At 69.4% G+C, this 18,958-nt stretch carries 19 protein-coding genes; 12 read left to right on the forward strand and 7 right to left on the reverse strand.

Translation table 11 applies throughout. The features are described 5' to 3' along the window. Positions 1-11 precede the first annotated feature (11 nt). Positions 12-2,000 carry an aconitase family protein gene (locus QHF83_RS16625; RefSeq protein WP_282418818.1) on the forward strand — a complete coding sequence of 663 codons (1,989 nt, stop codon included), beginning with the start codon at positions 12-14 and terminating at the stop codon, positions 1,998-2,000. 4 nt (positions 2,001-2,004) lie between these two features. Here QHF83_RS16625 and QHF83_RS16630 read toward each other — a convergent pair whose 3' ends face one another. After that, the gene (locus QHF83_RS16630) at positions 2,005-3,324 is read right to left on the reverse strand and encodes a response regulator (protein WP_282418819.1); all 1,320 of its coding nucleotides are present in this window, start codon (positions 3,322-3,324) and stop codon (positions 2,005-2,007) included. A gap of 201 nt (positions 3,325-3,525) precedes the next feature. On the opposite strand from QHF83_RS16630, the gene QHF83_RS16635 reads away from it, so the two are divergent. The 5 genes from QHF83_RS16635 to QHF83_RS16655 all read left to right on the forward strand — a co-directional run bounded on the left by QHF83_RS16635 (position 3,526) and on the right by QHF83_RS16655 (position 6,896). Next, positions 3,526-3,759, forward strand: a complete 234-nt coding sequence (locus tag QHF83_RS16635) for a TIGR04563 family protein (protein ID WP_136926995.1) — start codon at positions 3,526-3,528, stop codon at positions 3,757-3,759. After that, positions 3,756-4,664 (forward strand): alpha/beta hydrolase, encoded by a 909-nt coding sequence (locus QHF83_RS16640; protein ID WP_282418820.1) that lies wholly within the window; start codon positions 3,756-3,758, stop codon positions 4,662-4,664. The genes QHF83_RS16635 and QHF83_RS16640 overlap by 4 nt, the downstream gene beginning before the upstream one ends. Beyond that, positions 4,661-5,719: a hypothetical protein gene (locus tag QHF83_RS16645; RefSeq protein ID WP_282418821.1), complete on the forward strand. Its 1,059-nt coding sequence runs from the start codon at positions 4,661-4,663 to the stop codon at positions 5,717-5,719. The genes QHF83_RS16640 and QHF83_RS16645 overlap by 4 nt, the downstream gene beginning before the upstream one ends. A gap of 65 nt (positions 5,720-5,784) precedes the next feature. Beyond that, positions 5,785-6,498, forward strand: coding sequence for a histidine kinase dimerization/phospho-acceptor domain-containing protein (locus tag QHF83_RS16650; protein ID WP_282418822.1), 714 nt, complete (start codon positions 5,785-5,787; stop codon positions 6,496-6,498). A gap of 11 nt (positions 6,499-6,509) precedes the next feature. Beyond that, positions 6,510-6,896: a YbjN domain-containing protein gene (locus QHF83_RS16655; protein WP_282418823.1), complete on the forward strand. Its 387-nt coding sequence runs from the start codon at positions 6,510-6,512 to the stop codon at positions 6,894-6,896. 12 nt (positions 6,897-6,908) lie between these two features. On the opposite strand, the gene QHF83_RS16660 is transcribed toward QHF83_RS16655, so the two are convergent. Both QHF83_RS16660 and QHF83_RS16665 read right to left on the reverse strand, forming a co-directional pair. Beyond that, positions 6,909-8,324 (reverse strand): hypothetical protein, encoded by a 1,416-nt coding sequence (locus tag QHF83_RS16660; protein ID WP_282418824.1) that lies wholly within the window; start codon positions 8,322-8,324, stop codon positions 6,909-6,911. 2 nt (positions 8,325-8,326) lie between these two features. Beyond that, a complete protein-coding gene (locus QHF83_RS16665; RefSeq protein WP_282418825.1) occupies positions 8,327-9,562 on the reverse strand; it encodes an SUMF1/EgtB/PvdO family nonheme iron enzyme in 1,236 nt (411 codons plus the stop codon). Positions 9,563-9,615: 53 nt separating this feature from the next. Here QHF83_RS16665 and QHF83_RS16670 point away from each other — a divergent pair, with 53 nt between their 5' ends. Together QHF83_RS16670 and QHF83_RS16675 are read left to right on the forward strand one after the other, a co-directional pair. After that, on the forward strand, positions 9,616-10,593 hold the full coding sequence (locus tag QHF83_RS16670; RefSeq protein ID WP_282418826.1) for a prepilin peptidase: 978 nt from the start codon (positions 9,616-9,618) through the stop codon (positions 10,591-10,593). Continuing rightward, the gene (locus QHF83_RS16675; protein ID WP_282418827.1) at positions 10,578-11,036 is read left to right on the forward strand and encodes a hypothetical protein; all 459 of its coding nucleotides are present in this window, start codon (positions 10,578-10,580) and stop codon (positions 11,034-11,036) included. Before QHF83_RS16670 ends, QHF83_RS16675 begins: the two co-directional genes overlap by 16 nt. Here QHF83_RS16675 and QHF83_RS16680 read toward each other — a convergent pair. Then, positions 10,943-13,075, reverse strand: a complete 2,133-nt coding sequence (locus QHF83_RS16680) for a prolyl oligopeptidase family serine peptidase (protein WP_282418828.1) — start codon at positions 13,073-13,075, stop codon at positions 10,943-10,945. The two genes, QHF83_RS16675 and QHF83_RS16680, sit on opposite strands and share 94 nt — an antisense overlap. 593 nt (positions 13,076-13,668) lie before the next feature. Here QHF83_RS16680 and QHF83_RS16685 point away from each other — a divergent pair. From QHF83_RS16685 to QHF83_RS16695, 3 genes are read left to right on the forward strand one after another with little or no spacing between them, the layout of a single operon-like run. Next, positions 13,669-13,992 (forward strand): hypothetical protein, encoded by a 324-nt coding sequence (locus tag QHF83_RS16685; RefSeq protein WP_282418829.1) that lies wholly within the window; start codon positions 13,669-13,671, stop codon positions 13,990-13,992. Next, positions 13,989-14,252: a helix-turn-helix transcriptional regulator gene (locus tag QHF83_RS16690; RefSeq protein ID WP_282418830.1), complete on the forward strand. Its 264-nt coding sequence runs from the start codon at positions 13,989-13,991 to the stop codon at positions 14,250-14,252. Before QHF83_RS16685 ends, QHF83_RS16690 begins: the two co-directional genes overlap by 4 nt. After that, positions 14,249-14,842 carry a sigma factor gene (locus QHF83_RS16695; RefSeq protein ID WP_282418831.1) on the forward strand — a complete coding sequence of 198 codons (594 nt, stop codon included), beginning with the start codon at positions 14,249-14,251 and terminating at the stop codon, positions 14,840-14,842. Before QHF83_RS16690 ends, QHF83_RS16695 begins: the two co-directional genes overlap by 4 nt. Positions 14,843-15,540: 698 nt before the next feature. Here the strand turns inward: QHF83_RS16695 and QHF83_RS16700 are convergent. Beyond that, the gene (locus QHF83_RS16700) at positions 15,541-16,293 is read right to left on the reverse strand and encodes a hypothetical protein (RefSeq protein WP_282418832.1); all 753 of its coding nucleotides are present in this window, start codon (positions 16,291-16,293) and stop codon (positions 15,541-15,543) included. A 112-nt stretch (positions 16,294-16,405) separates the two neighbouring features. Between QHF83_RS16700 and QHF83_RS16705 the strand changes: the two genes are divergently transcribed. Further along, the gene (locus QHF83_RS16705; RefSeq protein WP_282418833.1) at positions 16,406-16,711 is read left to right on the forward strand and encodes a helix-turn-helix transcriptional regulator; all 306 of its coding nucleotides are present in this window, start codon (positions 16,406-16,408) and stop codon (positions 16,709-16,711) included. Here the strand turns inward: QHF83_RS16705 and QHF83_RS16710 are convergent. Together QHF83_RS16710 and QHF83_RS16715 are read right to left on the reverse strand one after the other, a co-directional pair. Further along, on the reverse strand, positions 16,684-17,817 hold the full coding sequence (locus QHF83_RS16710; protein ID WP_348980448.1) for an IS1 family transposase: 1,134 nt from the start codon (positions 17,815-17,817) through the stop codon (positions 16,684-16,686). The genes QHF83_RS16705 and QHF83_RS16710 overlap by 28 nt on opposite strands. A 249-nt stretch (positions 17,818-18,066) precedes the next feature. Beyond that, complete coding sequence (locus QHF83_RS16715; RefSeq protein ID WP_282418834.1) at positions 18,067-18,456, reverse strand: hypothetical protein; 390 nt, start codon at positions 18,454-18,456, stop codon at positions 18,067-18,069. Positions 18,457-18,958: the final 502 nt, after the last annotated feature.

Below are 18,958 nucleotides of genomic sequence, written 5' to 3' on the forward strand. Positions count from 1 at the left end.
CGAGGAGGAACATGCCCATCCCCCGTCGCACATCGGTCCGCCCGAGCGGACGCATCCTGTACCTGACCGAGGATCCCGAGGCGCTTCGCGCGCAGCTCGCCGGAGGCTCGATCGACTTCGACCCCGAGCGCCATGCCCTCGTCAACAACATCTCGACCGACGAGCTCACGCCGGGCTGGGTTTGTTACTACTACGACGAGACGCTCGCTCGGTACTGCCTGGTCGGCCTGCGCGGCGGGCTCATCGAGCGCGACGCCATCAAGAACGGCGGCTTCGGCGTGATCGTCAGCGGCCGCTCGAAGGGCTGCGGATCGTCGCGCGAGACCGCGCCGTACTCCGAGCGCGAGGCAGGCATCCAGATCGTCGTCGCGAAGAGCATCGAGAAGATCTACGGGCAGAACTGCCAGAACATCGGCCTGCTCACGACCACCGATTTCGGCATCCTCGACCGCGTCCGCCGCGGCGAGGAGATCCCGATCGCCGAGTTCACGCGTGGGCTCGATCCGATCAGCCGCGACGTCGTCGAGTACGGCGGCCTCTTCACGTACAACAAGGCGCGCCTCGCGGGTGAGGTCTCGCCGCCGACGATCGACACGCCGCCGCGGCCGATGACGCTCTGCGAGAAGATCATCGCCTCCCGCGCGATCATCGACGCGAAGACGGGCGCGCTCGGCGTCCCCGCGGTCAAGCCCGGCGACTCGCTCTTCGTGCGCACCGACGTCCGCTTCTCGCACGAGTACGTCACGCCCATGGCGGAGTCGCTCTTCCGCGCGGGCTTCGGGCCCGACGCGAAGGTGGAGGCGCCGGAGAGCGTGTACGCGTTCCGCGATCACCTCACGTTCCTCGACCTCGTGATGCCCGAGGCGCACAAGAAGATGGGCCTCAAGGAGCAGGCCGCCTCGCTCGCCACGGTGCAGGAGACGTTCACCCAGAAGCATCGCGTCAAGCTGTACGGCGAGGTCGTACGGGACGGTAAGACCGTCGGCTCCGAGGCGATCTGCCACAACAAGGTGATCGAGGAGATCGCGCTGCCCGGAGAGGTCGTGGCGGGCACGGACTCGCACACGTGCATGGCCGGCGCGCTCGGCTGCTTCGCGTTCGGCGTCGGCTCGACGGACATGGCGAACGCCTGGCTCACGCGCGACATCCGCGTCGCCGTGCCCGAGTCGGCGCGCTTCAACCTGCATGGGAAGCTGCGCCCCGGCGTGACCGCCAAGGACGTGATGCTCTACCTGCTCTCGCAGCCGTTCTGGAAGAGCGGCGAGGGCATCGGCAAGGTGCTCGAGTTCGCCGGCGATGGCGTGCGCGCGATGGGGCTCGACGAGCGCGCGACGCTCACGAACATGGCCGTCGAGGCGGGCGGCTTCACGGGCATCATCGAGGCCGACGAGGTCGTCGTCGACTACCTCGTCAAGCAACGTGGCCTCGACGCCGACGCCGTGCGCGCGAAGATCGTGCGGGCCGACGAGGGCGCCACGTACATGGCGGTCTTCGACATCGACCTCGGCGCGATCGAGCCGATGGTCGCGACGCCGGGCGATCCGCGGAACGGCGTGCCTCTGCGCTCGCTCGCCGAGGTCGCGGGCGGCGACGTGAAGATCAACGTGGCCTATGGCGGCTCGTGCACGGGCGGGAAGAAGGCGGACATGGACATGTACGCCGCGGTCCTGCGCGCCGCGGTCGAGCAAGGCAAGCGCGTCGCCGAGGGCGTGCACCTCTACATCCAGTTCGGCTCCCAGGACATTCGCCGTTACGCCGAGCAGAAGGGCTACATCGAGATCTTCCAGCGCGCGGGCGCCGAGCTCGTGGACCCCTCGTGCGGCGCCTGCATCAAGGCCGGGCCGGGCGTGTCGTTCACGGCGGACGAGGTCACGGTCTCCGCGATCAACCGCAACTTCCCCGGCCGCTCGGGTCCCGGGAAGGTCTACCTCGCGAGCCCGCTCGTCGTCGCCGCGAGCGCGATCGCCGGCCGGATCGTCGAGCCTGCGGCGATCGCCTGAGCTCCTAGCTCCCGCCTCGCGACGACTTGATCACCTGCTCGACCTCGAGCCCGCGGAGCGTGCCTCGCATGGCCGCCTTCTCGGCGGAGAGGTCGGGCTTCGCCGCGCGCATGCGCGTGCTCGTACGCTCCTCGTCGGGCAGCGACGGCGTGGGCGTCGCGCGTTGATCGAAGCTCGTCAGCGTGCTCGTGAGCTCCGCCGGACCCGGCGCGGGCGCTACCTCCGGATTCGGCGCGGGCAGGATCTCCGGACTCGACGGGGACGAGACCTTGCCGCTCGTCGCGCTCCCCATGCGGATCTCGGCCGCCGCCTCGCCGAGCTTGAGCCCCGCGACCGACTCCGAGAGCCGCGCCCCTGCGGACGTGCTCCCGAGCCGGAGCCCCGCCGCCGTGTCGCGCAAGAATCGCCTCCCGGCGGCCGTCTCCTCCAGCCGGAGCCCCGACGCCGTCTCGCCGAACCGCAGGCTCGCCGCCACGCGCAGACCTGCGATCGACTCCGTCAGCTTCAGGCTCGACGCCGTGTCGCGGAAGAGCCGCTGGCTCGCCTCGATCTCTTGCGCCAGCCGATCGCTCGGCGCCGTCTCGTTGAACGCCGCGATGAGCAGCGCCCCGAGCTGCTGCGCGCCCGGCGGCGCTGGCATCGGCTCGCGTGGCACGAATCCGAACTGTGTCCCTGACCACGTGAGCGCGGCTTTCAGGGCTTCGAGCGGGGAGATGCTCGCTTGATCGAGCGTCCCGCCCACGATCACGCCGGAGGCGATGTACATGGCGAGGCGGCTCGGGCTCGTGGCGCTGGAGAAGCGCAGCTCGCCGCTGCGTTGTTCGAGCTCGAGCGCGCCGAGCACGCTGGCGATCGACATCTTCGTCGGGTCGCCGAGCACCGCGAACGCTTCGCCGTCGCTCGCGGGCGGCAGGATCGACTGACCACGTTCGAGCTCTCGGATCCGCTCGCCCATGGCGATCATCGCGTTCACCTGGGCGACGAGCTCGGCGGGATCGATGGGGGCGGACAGCACGACGTCGGCGCCGCTGCCGAGCACGGCGAGGCGCGTGGATTCGGCGTCCGACTCGGTCAGGACGACGAGGGGCGTGTAGGCGACGCGTGTATCGTGGCCGCGGATCACCGAGGCGAGCTCCAGCGCGTCGGCGTCGGGCAAGTCCAGCGAGGCCACGATCACGTGGGGCTCGAGCGCGCAGGCCACGTTGAATCCGGCGCGCGCCGTGGCGACCGAGACGACATCGTACGTATCGGACGGCAGCCCTTCCACGAGCGCCCGATACGCCGAGAGATCCGCATCCACGACGAGCACGAAATCGCTCGACATGAAGCGAACCTACCATGCCGGCTGACGAGAGCGGAGCGTCCGTGCGTGGACGGACGTGGGTTCGGCGGAAGGTAAGATTTCGACGTTTTTGATGTGGGGAAGACCACGGGCGGAGCGTGAGCTTGCTCCCGCGATGCTTCCTCGTGCATCCCGCGTGCGCTAAGGTATTCCCTTGTAGCTAGCTCACGCCTTCGGGGAGCCATGAACGACAAAGACACGCTGGCGAAGAACAACGAGGCGTCGAAGACCGACAAAAGGAAGCAAAGTCTCTACTTCCCGGAGTCGATGCTCCAGGAGATCAAGGAAGAAGCGGCGCGGCTCGATCGGTCTTTGTCGTGGGTGGTGCAGCGCGCCTGGAAGCTCGCCCGGCTCGAGATCAAAAAGCTGCCGAGCGTGAACGAGGTCGGTGAAGGCGAAGAGGATCTCGGCGATTGACGACGAGCAGCCTTCCCCCTCCCTCGAGCGGGAGCGCCCCCCAGACCGCCTCGTTCGCCCTCGCGCCCGACGCGACACGCCTCTTCGTGCGGCGGAGGCGGGGCCCCTCGGATCTCACGGTTCTGCTCACCGACGGGATCGCCTGCGACGGCTTCATCTGGAAGTACCTGTGGGACGACCTCTCTCCCCTTGCCAGCGTCGCGCACTGGAACTACCGCGGCCACGGCCGTAGCAGCCTGCCCGCCGACCCGAAGCGCATCGAGCTCGTCGACCACGCCCACGACCTCGACACGGTCCGGCGCGCCGTCGGCGACCCCGAGGTCGTGCTCGTCGGCCACTCGATGGGCTGCCAGGTCTTGCTCGAAGCCTACCGGCTCCGGCCCGAGAAGGTGCGCGCGCTCGTCCTCATCTGCGGCGCGCCGGGCCGGATCACCCACACGTTCAAGGGCACCGACGTGCTCGCGCAGATGCTGCCGAAGCTCATCGCGCGTGTCGACGCCCACCCCGAGATCGTGCGGGCGCTCTGGGGAAGGGTGCCGGCCGAGGCGGCGCTCAGGCTGGCGATGCTGACGGGGGAGATCGATCGGTCGATCCGTCCCGAGGACGTGATGCCGTACCTCAAGCACATGGTCGACATCGACGTGCCCATGTTCCTGCGGATGCTCAGGTCGGCCGGAGATCATTCGGCCTCGGACCTCTTGCCGAAGGTGGCCGTGCCGGCGCTCGTGATCGCGGGGGATCGCGACACCTTTACGCCGCCCCGTTACGCCGAGGAGATGGCCGCCGCGCTGCCGCACGGCGAGCTGCTCATGGTGAACGGCGGCTCCCACGCCGTGCCCATCGAGCGCCCCGATCTCGTGCGCGACCGGATCCAGCGGTTCTTGCGCGAGCGCGTGCTCGCATGAATCTCCCTCCAGGCGGCGCGCTCGCGCGGATCGCCGCGGCGGCGCTCGTCCTCGGGGCCTGTGGGCGGGACCGGCCGGAGCCGCCGTCCGCGCCGTCCGCGCCGTCCGCCGTGACGGTCGCGAGCGCGGCGCCCGCCGAAAGCGCGGCGAAACGACCCCCGCCGAAAGAGCTCGATGTCGAGGCCGACCCCGTGCGGCGCGAACTCCTGCACGCCCCGCTCACCTCGGTCACCCTCGTCGGTTGGCACCGACCGGGGCTGTTTCGCGTCACGATCGAACGACAAAACCCGCCCGGATCCGCGCCCGCGTCGCTCCTGCTCGCGCTCACGGAAAACCCCGTCGCGTATCGGCGGAGCCTCGCGTTCGAGCGGCTCGCGCGGGGCCTCGGCATGCGAGTCGTCCCCGCCGCCGTCTTCCGGCGGATCGGCACGGGCGAGCTCGGAGCCCTCTTCGCGGGCCAGCGCGACCTCCGCGACTACCTCGCGCTCCACGCCGCCGTGCAGAACGACGGCACCGTCGACGCCTTGATGTTCGCCCCCGGCCGCGGCGACGGCTCGGGCGCGTGGGCGCTCCCCGCGGGCCACGACGTCACGCTCGACCATTCCCTCGAAGCCGAAACCTGGGCCCGCTGGGCCGCCTCGCCCGACCCGCACCCCGGCGAACAGCCCTCGCTCCTCGCCGACTACATCGAGACCCTCGTCCTCGACTACCTCACCGGCCACGTCCTTCGCCGCGCGGTCCATTTCGACGACGTTGCCCAGGCGATCCACCTCACCGACAATGCCGCCGCGTTCCCGTCGAAGGTCGATCCTCGCGCCCTCGACGTCCTGCTCTCGCGCCTCCGCCCCGTCGCGCGTTTCCCGCGCGGCCTGCAAAAGGCCCTCCTCGCGCTCGATCGCGATCGCGCGCGGGACCTCCTCGCGTCGGGCCCGTTCGAGACCTGGCTCGTCTCGCCGCGCACCCTCGTGGACCTCGACGAACGCCGGAAGAGCCTCCTCACGTTGATCTCGGCCCGCGTCGCTGAACGCGGGGAGGCCGCGGTCCTCACTTTGTGAGTTTTTTCCAAGGCCCTACACCGTTTCCGTGCTTGGCGCGGAAGATCGCGGTATCGTGGCCGACGATGGCCGACCTGGGGGGTGATGCGTCGCTCGAAGAGTTGATGGCCGTGATGGCCCACGACCTCAACAACCCCATCGCCGCGCTGATCACGAACCTGAGCTTCCTCGAGAGCACGCTCGCGCCGGGCACGAGCACGGAGACGGCCGAAGCGCTCGCCGATGCGCAGATGCTCTGCGACGTCTTGCGGCGCCTCGCCGGCAACATCGACCTCATGGCGCGGCGGGGTGGGCCTTCCTCGGGCGCGAACACGGCGAGTGATCTCGTCCTCGTCGGGCGGGAGGCGATCGGGCGGCTCACCAAGCAAGCTGCGGCGGCCGAGGTCGAGCTCGTGCTGGATGCGGGGCTCCGGCACGGCGAGGTGATCGTGCGGTGTGATCGGGCGCTCTGCGCGCGGGCGGTCGACAACCTCATCGCGTTCGGGATCGAGCGCGCGGCGCCGCGGACGCGCCTCGTGGTCACGGCGGCGCGGGAGGGGACGGAGGCGCGGGTCGAGGTCCGGTTCGCGTCGCGATCGCAGCACCACGTCGATCCGCCGCCCACGGGGGCGCCGCCGGCGCAACGTCGGCGGTACATCCAGGCGGCCTACGGGCGTGGGCTCTCGCTCTACTGCGTCCACCTCGCGGCGACGCTGCTCGGCGGCCGGCTGGACACGACGCAAGAGCACGACGGCCGGGCGCGGCTCTGTCTCGTCGCATCTTGCCCGGAAGAACGCTAGGCTCCGTCGCGATGGACGTCGAGACGGTCCGCGGTTGGCTCGAGAGGCTCGATTACGAGGTCAAGGACGAAGGCCCGAAGACGCTGCGCGTCTTCCCCCGGAGGCCCGGCAACGATTCCTTGCCCCCGTACTTCATCCAGTGCAGCGAGCACTGGCTCTTGCTCTCGCTCCTGCCGGTGCTCTCCTCGCGCATCCAGCCTTCGCCGGAGCTTCCGCGGCGGCTCCTGCTCCTCAACCGGGACATGCGCATCGCGAAGTTCGCGCAGGGCAGCCAGGGCGAGGTCGTGCTCTGCGCGGAGCTACCGACCGAATCGCTCGATTTTCCGGAGTTTGCCGACGCGACCGAGCGGCTGGTGAAGTATTTTCACCATTACCACGATTACCTCGCGTCGCCGTAGCGGGATTGCCGCTCAGTTCTTCTTCAGCTCGATCGAACGCGCGTTTCTCGGGGCAAAACAGATCGGCTCGGCGTACGGATCCGGGAGGTTTCCGCGGAGGTGCGCGACGACGGCGTCGCCTTGCGCCTTGCTCTTCACCATGACGCCGAAGTGCTGGGCGCCGCCCTCGGCGTACTCGACGCCGCTGATCTCGGCGAGGGCGGGGAACGTGGCGAGCGCCTCGATGGCCTTCTGGAACGTGGACTCCGCGCCCTCCGGCGGAGGCACCTCGCCGAGGTAGACGAACGGCATCGTGCAATCGTCGAGGCTCGGCTCGCCGCTCGATGCGCGCAGCTTGGCGGGCCCCGCGTAGCCGACCCAGAACGTCCCCTCGGCGTCCATTCCCATCGCTTTGAACTTCATGGGATGGGGCAGGTTCGCGACGCGGGTCCAATGGCCCGCGTCGAAGCGGAAGATCCCGCGGCCCGCGAGCGCGTGCAGCTTGCCGGTCGGCGAGACGAAGAGCTTCCCGAGCGGCGCTCCGATCGGCGGCAATGCCTCGAACGTCCCGGCCTCGTAATGGATCACGGGGCTCGTCGAGAGCCACAGCTCGTCGCCTTTGCCCGGGATCACGACCGGCACGACACTCGGGGTTTTCGTCAGGGGAGAGAGCTCCACGATGCGCGATTTCCCCCCTTGATCCCAGACCTCCGCGGCCAGCGCCTTCTCCCGGTTGCAGAGCATGCCCACGGTCATGAACGTGCCGGCCCCGGTCGCGCCGATCCAGTTGTAGGGCAGGGCGAGCGGCACGGGCTCTTGCCGGGATTTCGCGACCTCCTCGGGCTTGCAGCCGCCTTTTTCGGCCGTGATCGGCTCGAACTTGCGCGCGGGCCCTCGAAGGGTCGCGAAGTGCCGGCCGGCCACGGGATCCTGCGCGGCCACGATCGTGCTCGCGCCGACGCGGGCCGTGCCCTGGATCCAGGCGCCGTGCTCGTCGTCGCCGAAGGTCCGCCGCGTGCCTTTCCCGGTGAGCGGAGCGATCGTCGGGCGCCACCCGTAGCCTCGTTTGCCCGAGTAATACACATCGACGCCGTCGGGCCAGTGGCCCGTGACGAGCCGGATGTGATTGCCGCCGATGTCGTGGTTATCGTCCGGGATGTCGCCGATCCACGCGACGCGCTCGCCCTCGATCCGGCCCACGTGCAGGCCCTCGGTCACGATCCTCGCGCCGTCGATGACGTAGAGCTCCGCCGATTTGCCTTTCGTGGCCTCGAACGGCTCCGGCACGAGCGTCGGCACCTTCGGCTGCGGAGGCTCGGGCGGCGCGGCGGCTTGGCTCGCGCTCGCCGTCGGCACAGTCGTCGGCATGTCCTCGGGCGGAGGCGGCGGCGACTTGCGACACGCGGCGAGCGCGCCTCCCAGAAGCCACAGCGCGAGGACCTTCTTCATGGTCATTTCTGCGTGATCACGACGCGCCCGTCGTCGCGGTAGGTCACGTTCCCCGATTCCCCCCGACAATCCCAGCACGTCGCCCACGACAAACGTTTGCGCACGTAGCCGTTGAAGCCGAGCGCGATCGGACCCTTCTCGTCCTTCAGCACGAGCGTCGAGGCGATGCGATATCGATCCCCGGGCAAACGATAAAACGCGACGACGAACGAATCCTTGCCGGCGCGGCCCGCGAGCACCACGATCTGCTCGCCGGGCACCGGGTTCCAGAGCAAGGGCGACGTCGTGAGCACCGTGTTCGCCGGCGGCGCGCCCGCGTCGCCTCGCGCGAGCACCACGTTCACGTCGTCCGGCTCCTTGAAATAGGTGATTTCCCGGTCGAGCGTGGAGAGCGACGGCACCGAGGCGAGCATCTCCCCGAGCTCCTTCGCCGGCAGCTCCACCCGCCGGTAGGTCTGGTCCCATTGCGGCGACGGGATCGTGGCCGCGTTCGGCGCGCCGCGGCAGCACCGGAAGCCGAGGTCCTCCGCGCTCGCGCCCGGATCGATCGCGGTCCGATGCGCGCACCGATGATCCGGCCCGACGGCGCTCCCGCGCGCCCCGCGCACGGCCGCCGCGCGCGGCTGCATGTCCTCGATCGGCAAGACCTCGCTCGCCGTCCATTCCCGGTACGCTCCGCCCATCCCGAGCACGCCGAAGCCCGACGCGCACGACGCCGGCTCCTTCGCGCATTTCGCATCCCACGACGCCTGGCCCGCGAACGTCGTCCCCTCGGGCCCCTTGCAGGCGCGCTCCCATTCGAGCTCCGTGCAAAGCCGCCCGCCCGCCTGCTCGCAGAGCTCGGCCGCCTTCGCGCGGGACACGCCCGTGAGCGGCGGCTTCGTCGGGTCGTTCGGGTAGAGGTAACGATCGATCGCGTAGGCGCCGAGCTTCACCTCGAGCTCGGCGGGTTCGAGCACCGGGTCGCGGCCCTTGTCGCCCGGGGTCGAGCCGGCGACGAGCGTGCCGGCGGGGATGTCCACGCGTTCGCTCTTCGCGGCCTCGGCCTTGGAGGCGCCTGCGTCCGGGTCGGCCTGGTTCTCGGCGGCTTCGAGCACCTTGCCCTTCGGCGACAGCACGACGGCCGGCCCGCCGTCCGCGCCGCCCGTGGAGGAGCCGCCTCCGCCCGAGGTACAACCCACGAGGGTGGCGAGGGCGCCGAGGAGCGGGAGGAGGATCTCGTTTCCCGGGATTTTCATGCGGGGACGGCGGTTTATGCCAGACACGGCGCGCCCCGGCAAAGCCTCGCGCTATGCTCCGGGCTCTCGTGCTGATGCTCGGCGATCTGCCCCCCTCGTTCCTCTACGGCTTCGCGCTGGTCTTCGGCCTGCTCTGGGGCAGCTTCCTGAACGTCGTGATTTACCGCGTTCCCCGCGGGATGAGCGTCGTCCGCCCCGCCTCGCGTTGCCCCGCGTGCGAGACGCCGATCCGCCCCTGGGACAACATCCCCGTCTTCGGATGGCTGTTTCTCCGTGGCAAGGCGCGCTGCTGCGGCGCCGCCGTCTCGCCGCGTTACCCGCTCGTCGAGGCGATCGGCGGCCTGCTCTCCGTGGCGATCGTGCACGTGCTCCTCGCGCCGCTCGATCCCACGACCTCGCTCGCCCGCGCCGGAGCCATCTACATCGCCGACCTCGCGCTCGCGCTCGGCCTCGTGGCGGCGGCGTTCATCGACCTCGAGCACATGATCTTGCCCGACGAGATCACGCTCGGCGGCGCGGTGCTCGGCCTCGCCACGGCGTCGCTCCGCGACCTCGCGTTCGTGGACTCGCTCCTCGGCGCGGCCGTGGGGTTTGCCGTCGTCTGGCTCCCGTTCATCGTGATCTACCCGCGTTTGCGCGGCGGGGCGGGCATGGGGCTCGGCGACGCGAAGCTCCTCATGCTGGCGGGCGCGTGGTTCGGCTGGGGAGGCGCGCTCGTGGTGCTCTGCGCGGGCGCGGTGCAGGGGACGTTCGCGGCGATCGGCGTGCTCGCGGTGCGCGGCAAGATCGAGGAGCCGGAGGCGGTGCGGCTCGAGCGCGAGGAGATCCGGAAGGAGCTCGCGGCGATGACACCGGAAGAGCGGGCCGAGGCGGAAAAAGAGCTCGCCGAGGATCCGCTCGCGGAGGAGGCGGGCGAGGGGCTCGGGCAGGCGCGTGTCGCGTTCGGGCCGTTCTTGGCGCTCGCGACGCTGGAGTACCTTTTCTTCGGCCGCGCGGCCGTCGAGGCGTTTTTCGGATGGGCCGGGGGCTGATCCTCGGCGCGCTCCTCTGGCTCGCGGGGTGCGGCGGTTCGCCGATTCCGCTGCCCGAGATCGGCCCGCACGTGCGCGAGGCGCCCGTGCTCGTGCCGTACCCGCCGCCGGCCGCGCGCGTGGAGATCGTGCCGGCGCGACCGGGCAAACAAGAGGTCTGGATCGACGGCGAGTGGACGTGGGAGCGGCGCCGCTGGGTGTGGCGTCGCGGTCGCTGGGAAGTGCCGCCGCCGAATAGCTACTGGGCGCCGCCGGTGACCATGCGGCAATCGGATGGATCGCTCGGGTTTTTCGGGGGCGGATGGCGGACGAAGGGCAGTGGCTTGCCGATCGGCGAGCCGGCGCCGGCTCAACCCGCGCCCACCGCGCCCGCAGCGCCCACCGCGCCCGCTGCGTCCGCCGCGCCCGCCGCGGGCGGCTCGACGTCGAGCGCCCAGCAATAAAAGCTGAGCTCGTCGACGTCCTGCTCGATGAGCGCCGTCAGCGTGGTGCCGCCGCCGTGTCCCGAGCCCCGGAGCGGAAGCAGGAGATAGGGCCCGCCGAGCGTGTTTTCCGCCTGGAGCCGAGCGACCATTTTCAAGGGATCGTACGGCGGCGCGATCCGATCGTTGAGCGCTGGGACGAACGCGATCACGGGGTAGCGGCGATCGGCTCGGACGTTGTGATAGGGCGAATACCCGGCGAGGTAGGCGCCTTCGACGGGGTCGTCGGGCGAGCCGTATTCGACGGTCGCCGAGCTCATGAACCCGAATTTCGGGAATTGCAACATGTCGAGGGTGGGCGCGCGGCAAAACACCGCGCCGAACGCCTCGGGTGCTTGCATCGCGGTGGTGGCGACGAGCACCCCGCCGTTGCTGTTGCCACGCGAGGCGAGCCGGGAGGGCGTCGTGTAGCCTTCCGAGACGAGGAAACGCGCCGCGGCGATGTAATCGTCGAAGGCGTTTTGCCGCCGCGTCTTGACCGCGGCCTCGTGCCAGGCGCGGCCATATTCGCCCCCGCCTCGCACGTTCGCGAACGCGAGCACGCCGCCGAGCAAAAGCCACGCGGCGGTGACCGCCGAAAAGCGCGGCTGGAGCGAGATGTTGAATCCCCCGTAGCCGTTCAGCCGCACGGGCATGTGCCCATCGCGCGGCAGATCCTTGTGGTGGACGATGAACATCGACACCCGCGTGCCGTCGGGCGACTCGTACCAGACCTGGTTCGTCACGTACGCCGCGGGGTCGAGCCCCACGTCGGGCACGTGGTACGGCGTCAGGCGGTCCGACGCGTAATCGTACCGATAATGAGAGGGCGCCTGCACGTACGACTCGAAGCTCACCCACACCTCGTCGCCCTTCCAGGCGCCGCTGACGCCGCTGACGACGCCTTCCCCGTCATTCCGATTGACCGAGCCGAGCGCCGGCAGCACGAGGTCGCGGAGGTAGGCGCCGTCCTCGGCGTGGATGCGGATCCGATGGGACGCCGCGTGGGAATAGACGGCATAAAGCCGGCCGGAGGCGCCCGCGACAGTCTGCAACGTGTCCTCGTTCTCGGGGATCAGCGTCCGCCACTCGGTCGGCGCCGCCAGCGACGCGATGCAAGCACGGCCGCGCGGCGCATCGAGGTCGGTATGAATGAGCAGCGCGTCGCCGATCACCTGCACCTGGTTGAGCGACCGCATGACGGGAGCCACCGGCAAGAGCGCGTCGTCGGCGAGCCGCAGCAGGTAGACCACGTTGGCGTGCACGTAATCCCATTTGTAAAGCACGGCGAAGCGGCCGCACTCGCTGACCTTGACGGAGCACCAGTATTCCTTGTTCTGGTCGTCCCCGAAGACCCGGCGCGCCCCCGAGCCGATCCGGTGCTCGTAAATGGCGTTCCAGTGCGCCTCGTCGCCCGCGGGCACCTCGCCCGGCTCGGGACACGCCGAATAAAAGAAGCCGGTTCCATCGGGGCGCCAGGCCAGCGACGCATGCCCCGTCCCGCGAGGCCTGTCCGGAAGCAGGCGCCCCGTCTCGACGTCGAGCACGTGAATCACCGCGTCGTGCGTGCTCCCCACGGCCTTCCCGAACGCGACCCGCGTGCCGTCGGGCGAAGGCACGGCGAAGACCAGCGCCTCGTCGCTCGGCCACGTATTCGGATCGAGCACCGTTTCGAACGGCGCGCCTTTCTCACGCCGCATCAAAAGCTTCTGCTTCTCGTCGTCCGCGTCTGCCTGCCAGAGGAACTCGCGACCGTTCGAGCCCCTACGAATCGGCGGCGAGCGCCGCGCATACCGCGCGGAGCGAGCGACCGCGTCCCGGAGCCAGTCGCGTCCCGGCACCGCGTCGAGCACGCCGCGCGTGATGGCCTCTTGCGCGGCGATGAAGCCTTGCGTCTCCGCGTCGTCGAGCCGTTCGAGCCAGGCGTACGGATCGTGGAAGCGCCTGCCGTGCAGCGTGAAGCCGCTCTCCGGATCTCGTCGCGTCGGGGGGAATTGCAGCGGGCCGGTCAGGTTTTTCATGCGGGGAGCGCTTCCTCTTCGGGCGGGTGGGGGAGAGCGGGGGCGCGAAGCTCGAAGGTAACCTCGGAGGTCGGTTCGGAGCTCGGCGCGAGGTGCCGATCAAGATAGGCCGTAGCTGATCAAGATTGGCGATCGGCTGTAGCGGGCCGCGATTTCGGCGCGTAGGTTCGGCGGGCCTGGAAAAGGCGCCGCCCCGAGGGACTTAGGCATCCCCCGGGGCGACTTGGCCGCAACCCCGTTTCCGCGAGGTCGCAACCCATGCTCACCCTAGTCCGGCCCTCGTCCGAGGGCCAAGGGGCCGGTGCGTTCTACCGTCCCCCGTCTCGCTTCCTTCGTCTCTCCGAACCCGAGCAAGCCCGTCTCCGCGCCGCCCTTCGTAACCTGCGCCGCGCGTACGGGTCATGGTCCTGTCTGGCCGAAGTCATGGGCGTCTCAGCCCTGACGATCGAGCGGATCGCGCAAGGCGGCAAGCGCGGCTCACATGCCATGGCGATCCGTTCCGCCCGCGCCGCCGGGACGACAGTCGACCGTCTGCTTGCGCCCCTCTCCTCGGCCGACGCCTGCCCGACGTGCGGGCGGAAGGGGGCGTTGTGATGGCCGCCTCGAAATACCGCGTCCGCCCGCTGCGCGGCACGGACCTCATCGAGATCCAGCGGGCGAACCTGCGCGCCCTGCTGCGCCACCTGCACCGCGAGCACGGGACCTGGATCGCCGTGGCGCACAAGCTCGGCTTCCGCCGCTCCTTCGTGCTCGCGTTCTGCGACGGGACGGAGCCGGGAAACATGGCGCTCGCGCGGAGCATCGCGCGCGCCGTGGGGCTCTCGCTCGACGATGCCCTCGTCGGCAAGGCGCCGCCCCGCAAGGCCCCGGCGCTCTCCCTCGTGACGCCCCCGAAGCGGAAGGGAGGCGCCTCGTGACGGAGCACGACCAGGACAAGGCTCCGGAGAGCCTTCCCGCCGTCCTCACGGACCTGCAAGCGGCGCGCGTCCGGAAGGCGCTCGCACCCTACGTCGCCGCACGGACGGCGAGGGAATCGGCGAAGGCGCTTGGGTTCGCGCGGATGTACGTGCGCGCCGTCCTCCACGGGGAGATCGCTTGCACGCTGATCTTTGCCTCGCGCGTGGCGCGCGTGCTCGGCATGGATCTCGATGCCCTGGTCCGGGGTGACGGACCGTGATCCGGCAACGCGCCTCCCCCGGTGGGGGCGCGCCGATCGTCGAAGCGGACGCGGAGGACATCGAGGCCATGCGCCCGATGCTTCTCCGCCATGCCCGCGCGATCGGCGTGGCGAGCGCTCACGCTCCGGACATCGTGCAAGAGACGATCATCACGACGTGGGAGGCCCTGGCCGAAGGACGCGTCCGCGGCGGGGAGAAGACGCCGCCCGAGGCGTCCCTGCTGGGCTTCATGAAGCAGACGGCATGGTATCGGGCGCAAAACCTCTCGCGGCGCGCCTCCACGCTGTACGAGGCTCCGGCGTCCTCGCTTCGGGACGTCCCGATCCTCGTGTCGCCGGACCCGATGCCCGGCATCGAGGCGCGGGACCTGCTCGCGCGGGTCATGGCGTCGAGCCCGAGCGTCGTCCACGTCGTGGAGCTGGCCGCCCGCGGGCTCATCGGTTCGGACGCGGCGCGCGCCCTCGGACAACCGCGGGCGACGTACCACGCCCACGAGAAGCGGCTCCGCGCCGCCCTCCGGAAGCTCGGCGCGGCTCCCCCGAAGCAGGCTCCACGCCCCACCTGGAAGCCGCGGAAGCGCGGGCGCTGAACGGGAGAGCGCTGCCTACTCCGGTGGCGCTCGCCTGCTCCTCCGTCCAGGACCGCCCCGCCTACGCCGTCTTTCACGGCGCATTGCACATCTGAAAGCACGTCACGCGTGCTCGTCCGTGCCCGGCGCATACGCTCCGGATTGCGGCATAGCGTGCCACGTCGGTAGCGTGCGTACACATAGGACACATCCGATGCCCACCTACCTAGATATCGTTGCCGCGCAACAAGAGGCTATACGTGAACTACGCGCGAACGCCGGCCCGACTCTCCAATTCACGCGACGTCTCGTGGAGGCGTTGTGTAGATATCTGGATTGGCCCGAAGCCGATTGGGAACCCACGTTTCGCTTGGATGTCGAAGACCCCACATCGATGCGCGCGATCGTAGAGGCGCGGTTACCAGAAGCCGGATTTGGCGATGGGCCAAGGGACGTTGTTGAGTTGGAGTTACACGTTCGACAAGTCCCTGGTGGTTTCGCAGTCGCTTGCGCTGACGTGCATAGAACGCTGACAGACGCTCCTGGAGCCACGTGGGATATGTTCTTCGATTTCGTCAGCGCGAACCTGCGAAACATTGTCCGCAGCATGTACCTTTGATGCAACACACGGCGGGCTCTCGCAATCACGCTCGCTACAGGAGCGGATCCGAACACGGGTAATGGCATTGGGCATGCCAGCCGACAAGCACATCACGTGCCTATTTGGGCGCCGCCCGGTTCGTCGGTAGGTCGAACATGCCGACCATCTGGATCCCGTCGGCCGTCCCGTGCTCGTTCGAGAACGTGAAGTTGCCCGTCACGACACCGCAGAAGCGCGCCCTGCTGTCCTCCACGAGCGCCCCCGTGTCCCGCAGCGCGAAGAAATGGATCAGGGTCTCGCCGTCCGTCAGTAGCGATCCAGAGGCAACGGATCCGTCCTGAAGACGCTCGACCTTGATCCGGATGATCTGCCCCGGCGCGCACAAGCGTTTCCCCCGCTCCCCGTCAGAGTCTTTGCGCACCATGCCGACGCTCGTCTCGTCGCGTGACGGCGCGAGGTCCGCCCACGTGGGGGGATGAGCAAGCGCCCAAAGAGCGAGCAGCGTCGCGCCTTCGCTCGGCGTGTTCGTTCGATCGGCCATCAGCGGGCGCGTTCGCTGTACGGCTCTGGCAAAAGTCGGCTCGCCCATGAGCGCCCGCATCATGTCCCCAACGGGGTCGATGTCGGGCAGCTTGCGCGGCTCCGTGTACCATGACGTCCCAGGCGTCGGCATTGCTGCCGACGCCGTCGGCGGCCCTTTCGGCTTTTCCTCGCGAAGGAGGCGCACGACGACAACAACAGCGACGCCCACGAGGCTCGTCACGATGGCGGCGGCGAGCCACGTCGGAACCTTCGGTTCTGGCGCTGTCACCCGCACGATCGACGGTTGCCCCTGCACGGGTTGCTGCCCCGGTTGATGCTGCGCGTTCACGGCTGGCCCTCCTCGCGAAGCGATCACGGTAGAGCCGAGGGTTCGTCGAGGTCAACGAAACACGGTCTATCGACCGTTATTCCGCCGAGGACGAAGGCGTAGACCCGCGGGGGTGACGGACCGTTCCGCCCGCGTCGTCGAGGTTCTCGGCTACATCGGGGCGAACGTGCGCCGTCTGCGGCTCTCGCGCGGGTTCACCCAAGAGCAACTCGCCGAAGCCTCGGAACTCGACCTGCGCTTTCTCCAGCGGGTCGAGCGCGGGCAGACGAACGTAGGCGTCGCGGTGGTCGTAGCGCTCGCGGATGCGCTCGGCGTGCCTCCCGCGAAGCTCTTCCGGAAGGCGACGCTTCCCGAGGCCAAGCCCGGACGGCCGCGCAAGACGGCGCGCTCTCAGGGCGGATCGAACAGGTCGAGCTGACGCGGTTTCGGCCGCCACGTGAACAGGTCAAGCTGCGTCCCCGGGGGTGGTAGCGCCTCGCGCGGAGCCTCCCCCGTCCCGACCCTCGCCGGTGGCGCGGCGGGCGGCGTAGGAGCCCGTGGTGGCGCGCTCGGCTTGCTCTTCCCGCCGGGCAGGGCGCGGAGCCACCCTTTGCCGTTCGGCAGTTCCCGCGCCGCGCTGGGCTTCTCGCCCGGGGCCGGGGTGGGCGGCGCGAGCTTCTTCAGCTCCGGAGGCGCGCACGGCTCTGCGGCAAGGGCGCGCTCGACAAGCTCCTGCACGGACCAGACGTGATCCGTGATGCCCGCCTCCATGGCCGGCGTGACGCGCAAGCTCTCGTGGACGCGGCAGAAGTTGTACCAGGCGACGTGCAGGCTCACGGCCGCGCGGTGGTTCTCGATCTTCTTCGAGAACCCGTTGCAAAGCCGCGTGAACCGGCGGACGTGCATCCGGACCGTGAGGTTCGCGCGCTCGACGTGCGAGGTGGAGGCCCGGTCGAGGTTCGGCGCGCCATGCGCGGTCTTCTTCGTGATGAACGGGTCGCGCGGGGGCTCGTAGCGGTGGTCGTGCCGCTGCCCGTCCGCGCGCCCCTTCTTCGTGTAGTTCTTCTGGATCACGGCGTGATCGACGGCGCCCCCGAAGCTCTGCCCGACGGCCACCGGGTAGCTCTGCCAGCCGTCCGTGGACAGTTCCGGGATCGTCACGAGCCGGGCCCGCAGATCGGCGATGAACGCCCGCGTGTTCGCCTCGTCGCGCTTCCCGACGCGGTAGCTCACGAGGAGCTTCTTCGTCCGCGCCATGGCGAGGTACGCGTAGGCGTCACCGAACTCCGCGGGATCCTCCGCGGTCACGCGCGCCTGCTTCTTCTGCACGTAGGACCAGATCTCATCCAGCTCGATCTCGCGGATGTCCAGGTCCCTCACGAGCAGGTTGTGCAGGTTGTCGCACCCCTCGCCCATGCGGAGCAGGGTCGAGAGCACCGTCGGGATCGACACCTCCGTCAGCCGTGACGTGGCGCGCACGCTGGCACCCTCTACGAGGTGCCGAACGACGTTCACGCGCTTGTCGAGCGGCAGGACGTTGGCCACGACGAAGCCCCAGCAAGGGCCGCCACGGGCGCCGCGTCGCGCCCCATGCGCGTCGTCGGCTCGACCGTTTCAGCGGCTCACTTGATGGGACGAATCTATCACGATTCGTCGGGTTTTCGTGGCTATTCGGCGATGGGCTAGGACATGAATTGTCCGAGGTAGGACCGTTTGCCCGCGGAGATCGGAGCGTCGATCCTGGGGTCAACCGTGCCAGCACGAGGGCGGACGATGCCAGTCCGCGCCGCATGTTCAGGCATCGCCGATCGGCTTGCCGGTAGCGCCGAACAACTCCGCAGGGATGTTGACCCGCGCCAATACGCGTTCGCAGTCGACCAACATCGCCGCGAGCCATTCGCGGATCTCGCGCCGTTCTTCCTCCGACACACCGACCACGACCATCGCCTCTTCAAAGCCGGAACGGAGTGCAGTTATGGTGGAAAGGTGCTCCCGTGCAAGTGCTTCGTACGGCTCTTTGGCGCCAGCGATCCGCTCGGGATCGCCGGATTCCATCGCTTCGATCAATGGCTTCGCATCGTGTGCGATGGCACGCAGTCGCATGAAACGCGGCACAACTGCCCGATAGGCAGGCGAATTTGTTGGTAGTGAGAGGATCAGTCGGTCGATCGTGTCGGACACCATGGGACCGTCGAGCGTGCGCCGATGCGGCGCGACGGGCCTAGTTTTTGTCCGCGGATGATGGGAGATCGGCGGCGTGGCGCGCCAGCTCCTGCATGGCCGCGCATGCTTGGTGGGCAGCCCTGACAGCGTCCAGCACTGCCGCCAAGGTGAGCGGCCGCCCGTTCAAGAGCCGAGCGGCCGCTCTCTCGCTCTGCGCGAGAGCCTCACGAGCCGCACGACCCGCGGCACGGACCTCCGAGTAGTCCGTGACCGTGAGACGGTCATCGCCCATGGGTTCCTCCGTGTTCGTCGCGCCGAACCGGCTGATCAAGTTTGATCAGGACCCGGCGCGAAGCTCGAAGGTAACCTCGGAGGTCGGTTCGGAGCTCGGCGCGGAGCTCGAAGGTAACCTCGGAGGTCGGTTCGGAGCTCGGCGCGGAGCTCGAAGGTAACCTCGGAGGTCGGTTCGGAGCTCGGCGCGGAGCTCGAAGGTAACCTCGGAGGTCGGTTCGGAGCTCGGCGC

It is taken from the genome of Polyangium sp. 15x6, assembly GCF_029960785.1.
GTDB lineage: Bacteria > Myxococcota_A > Polyangia > Polyangiales > Polyangiaceae > Polyangium.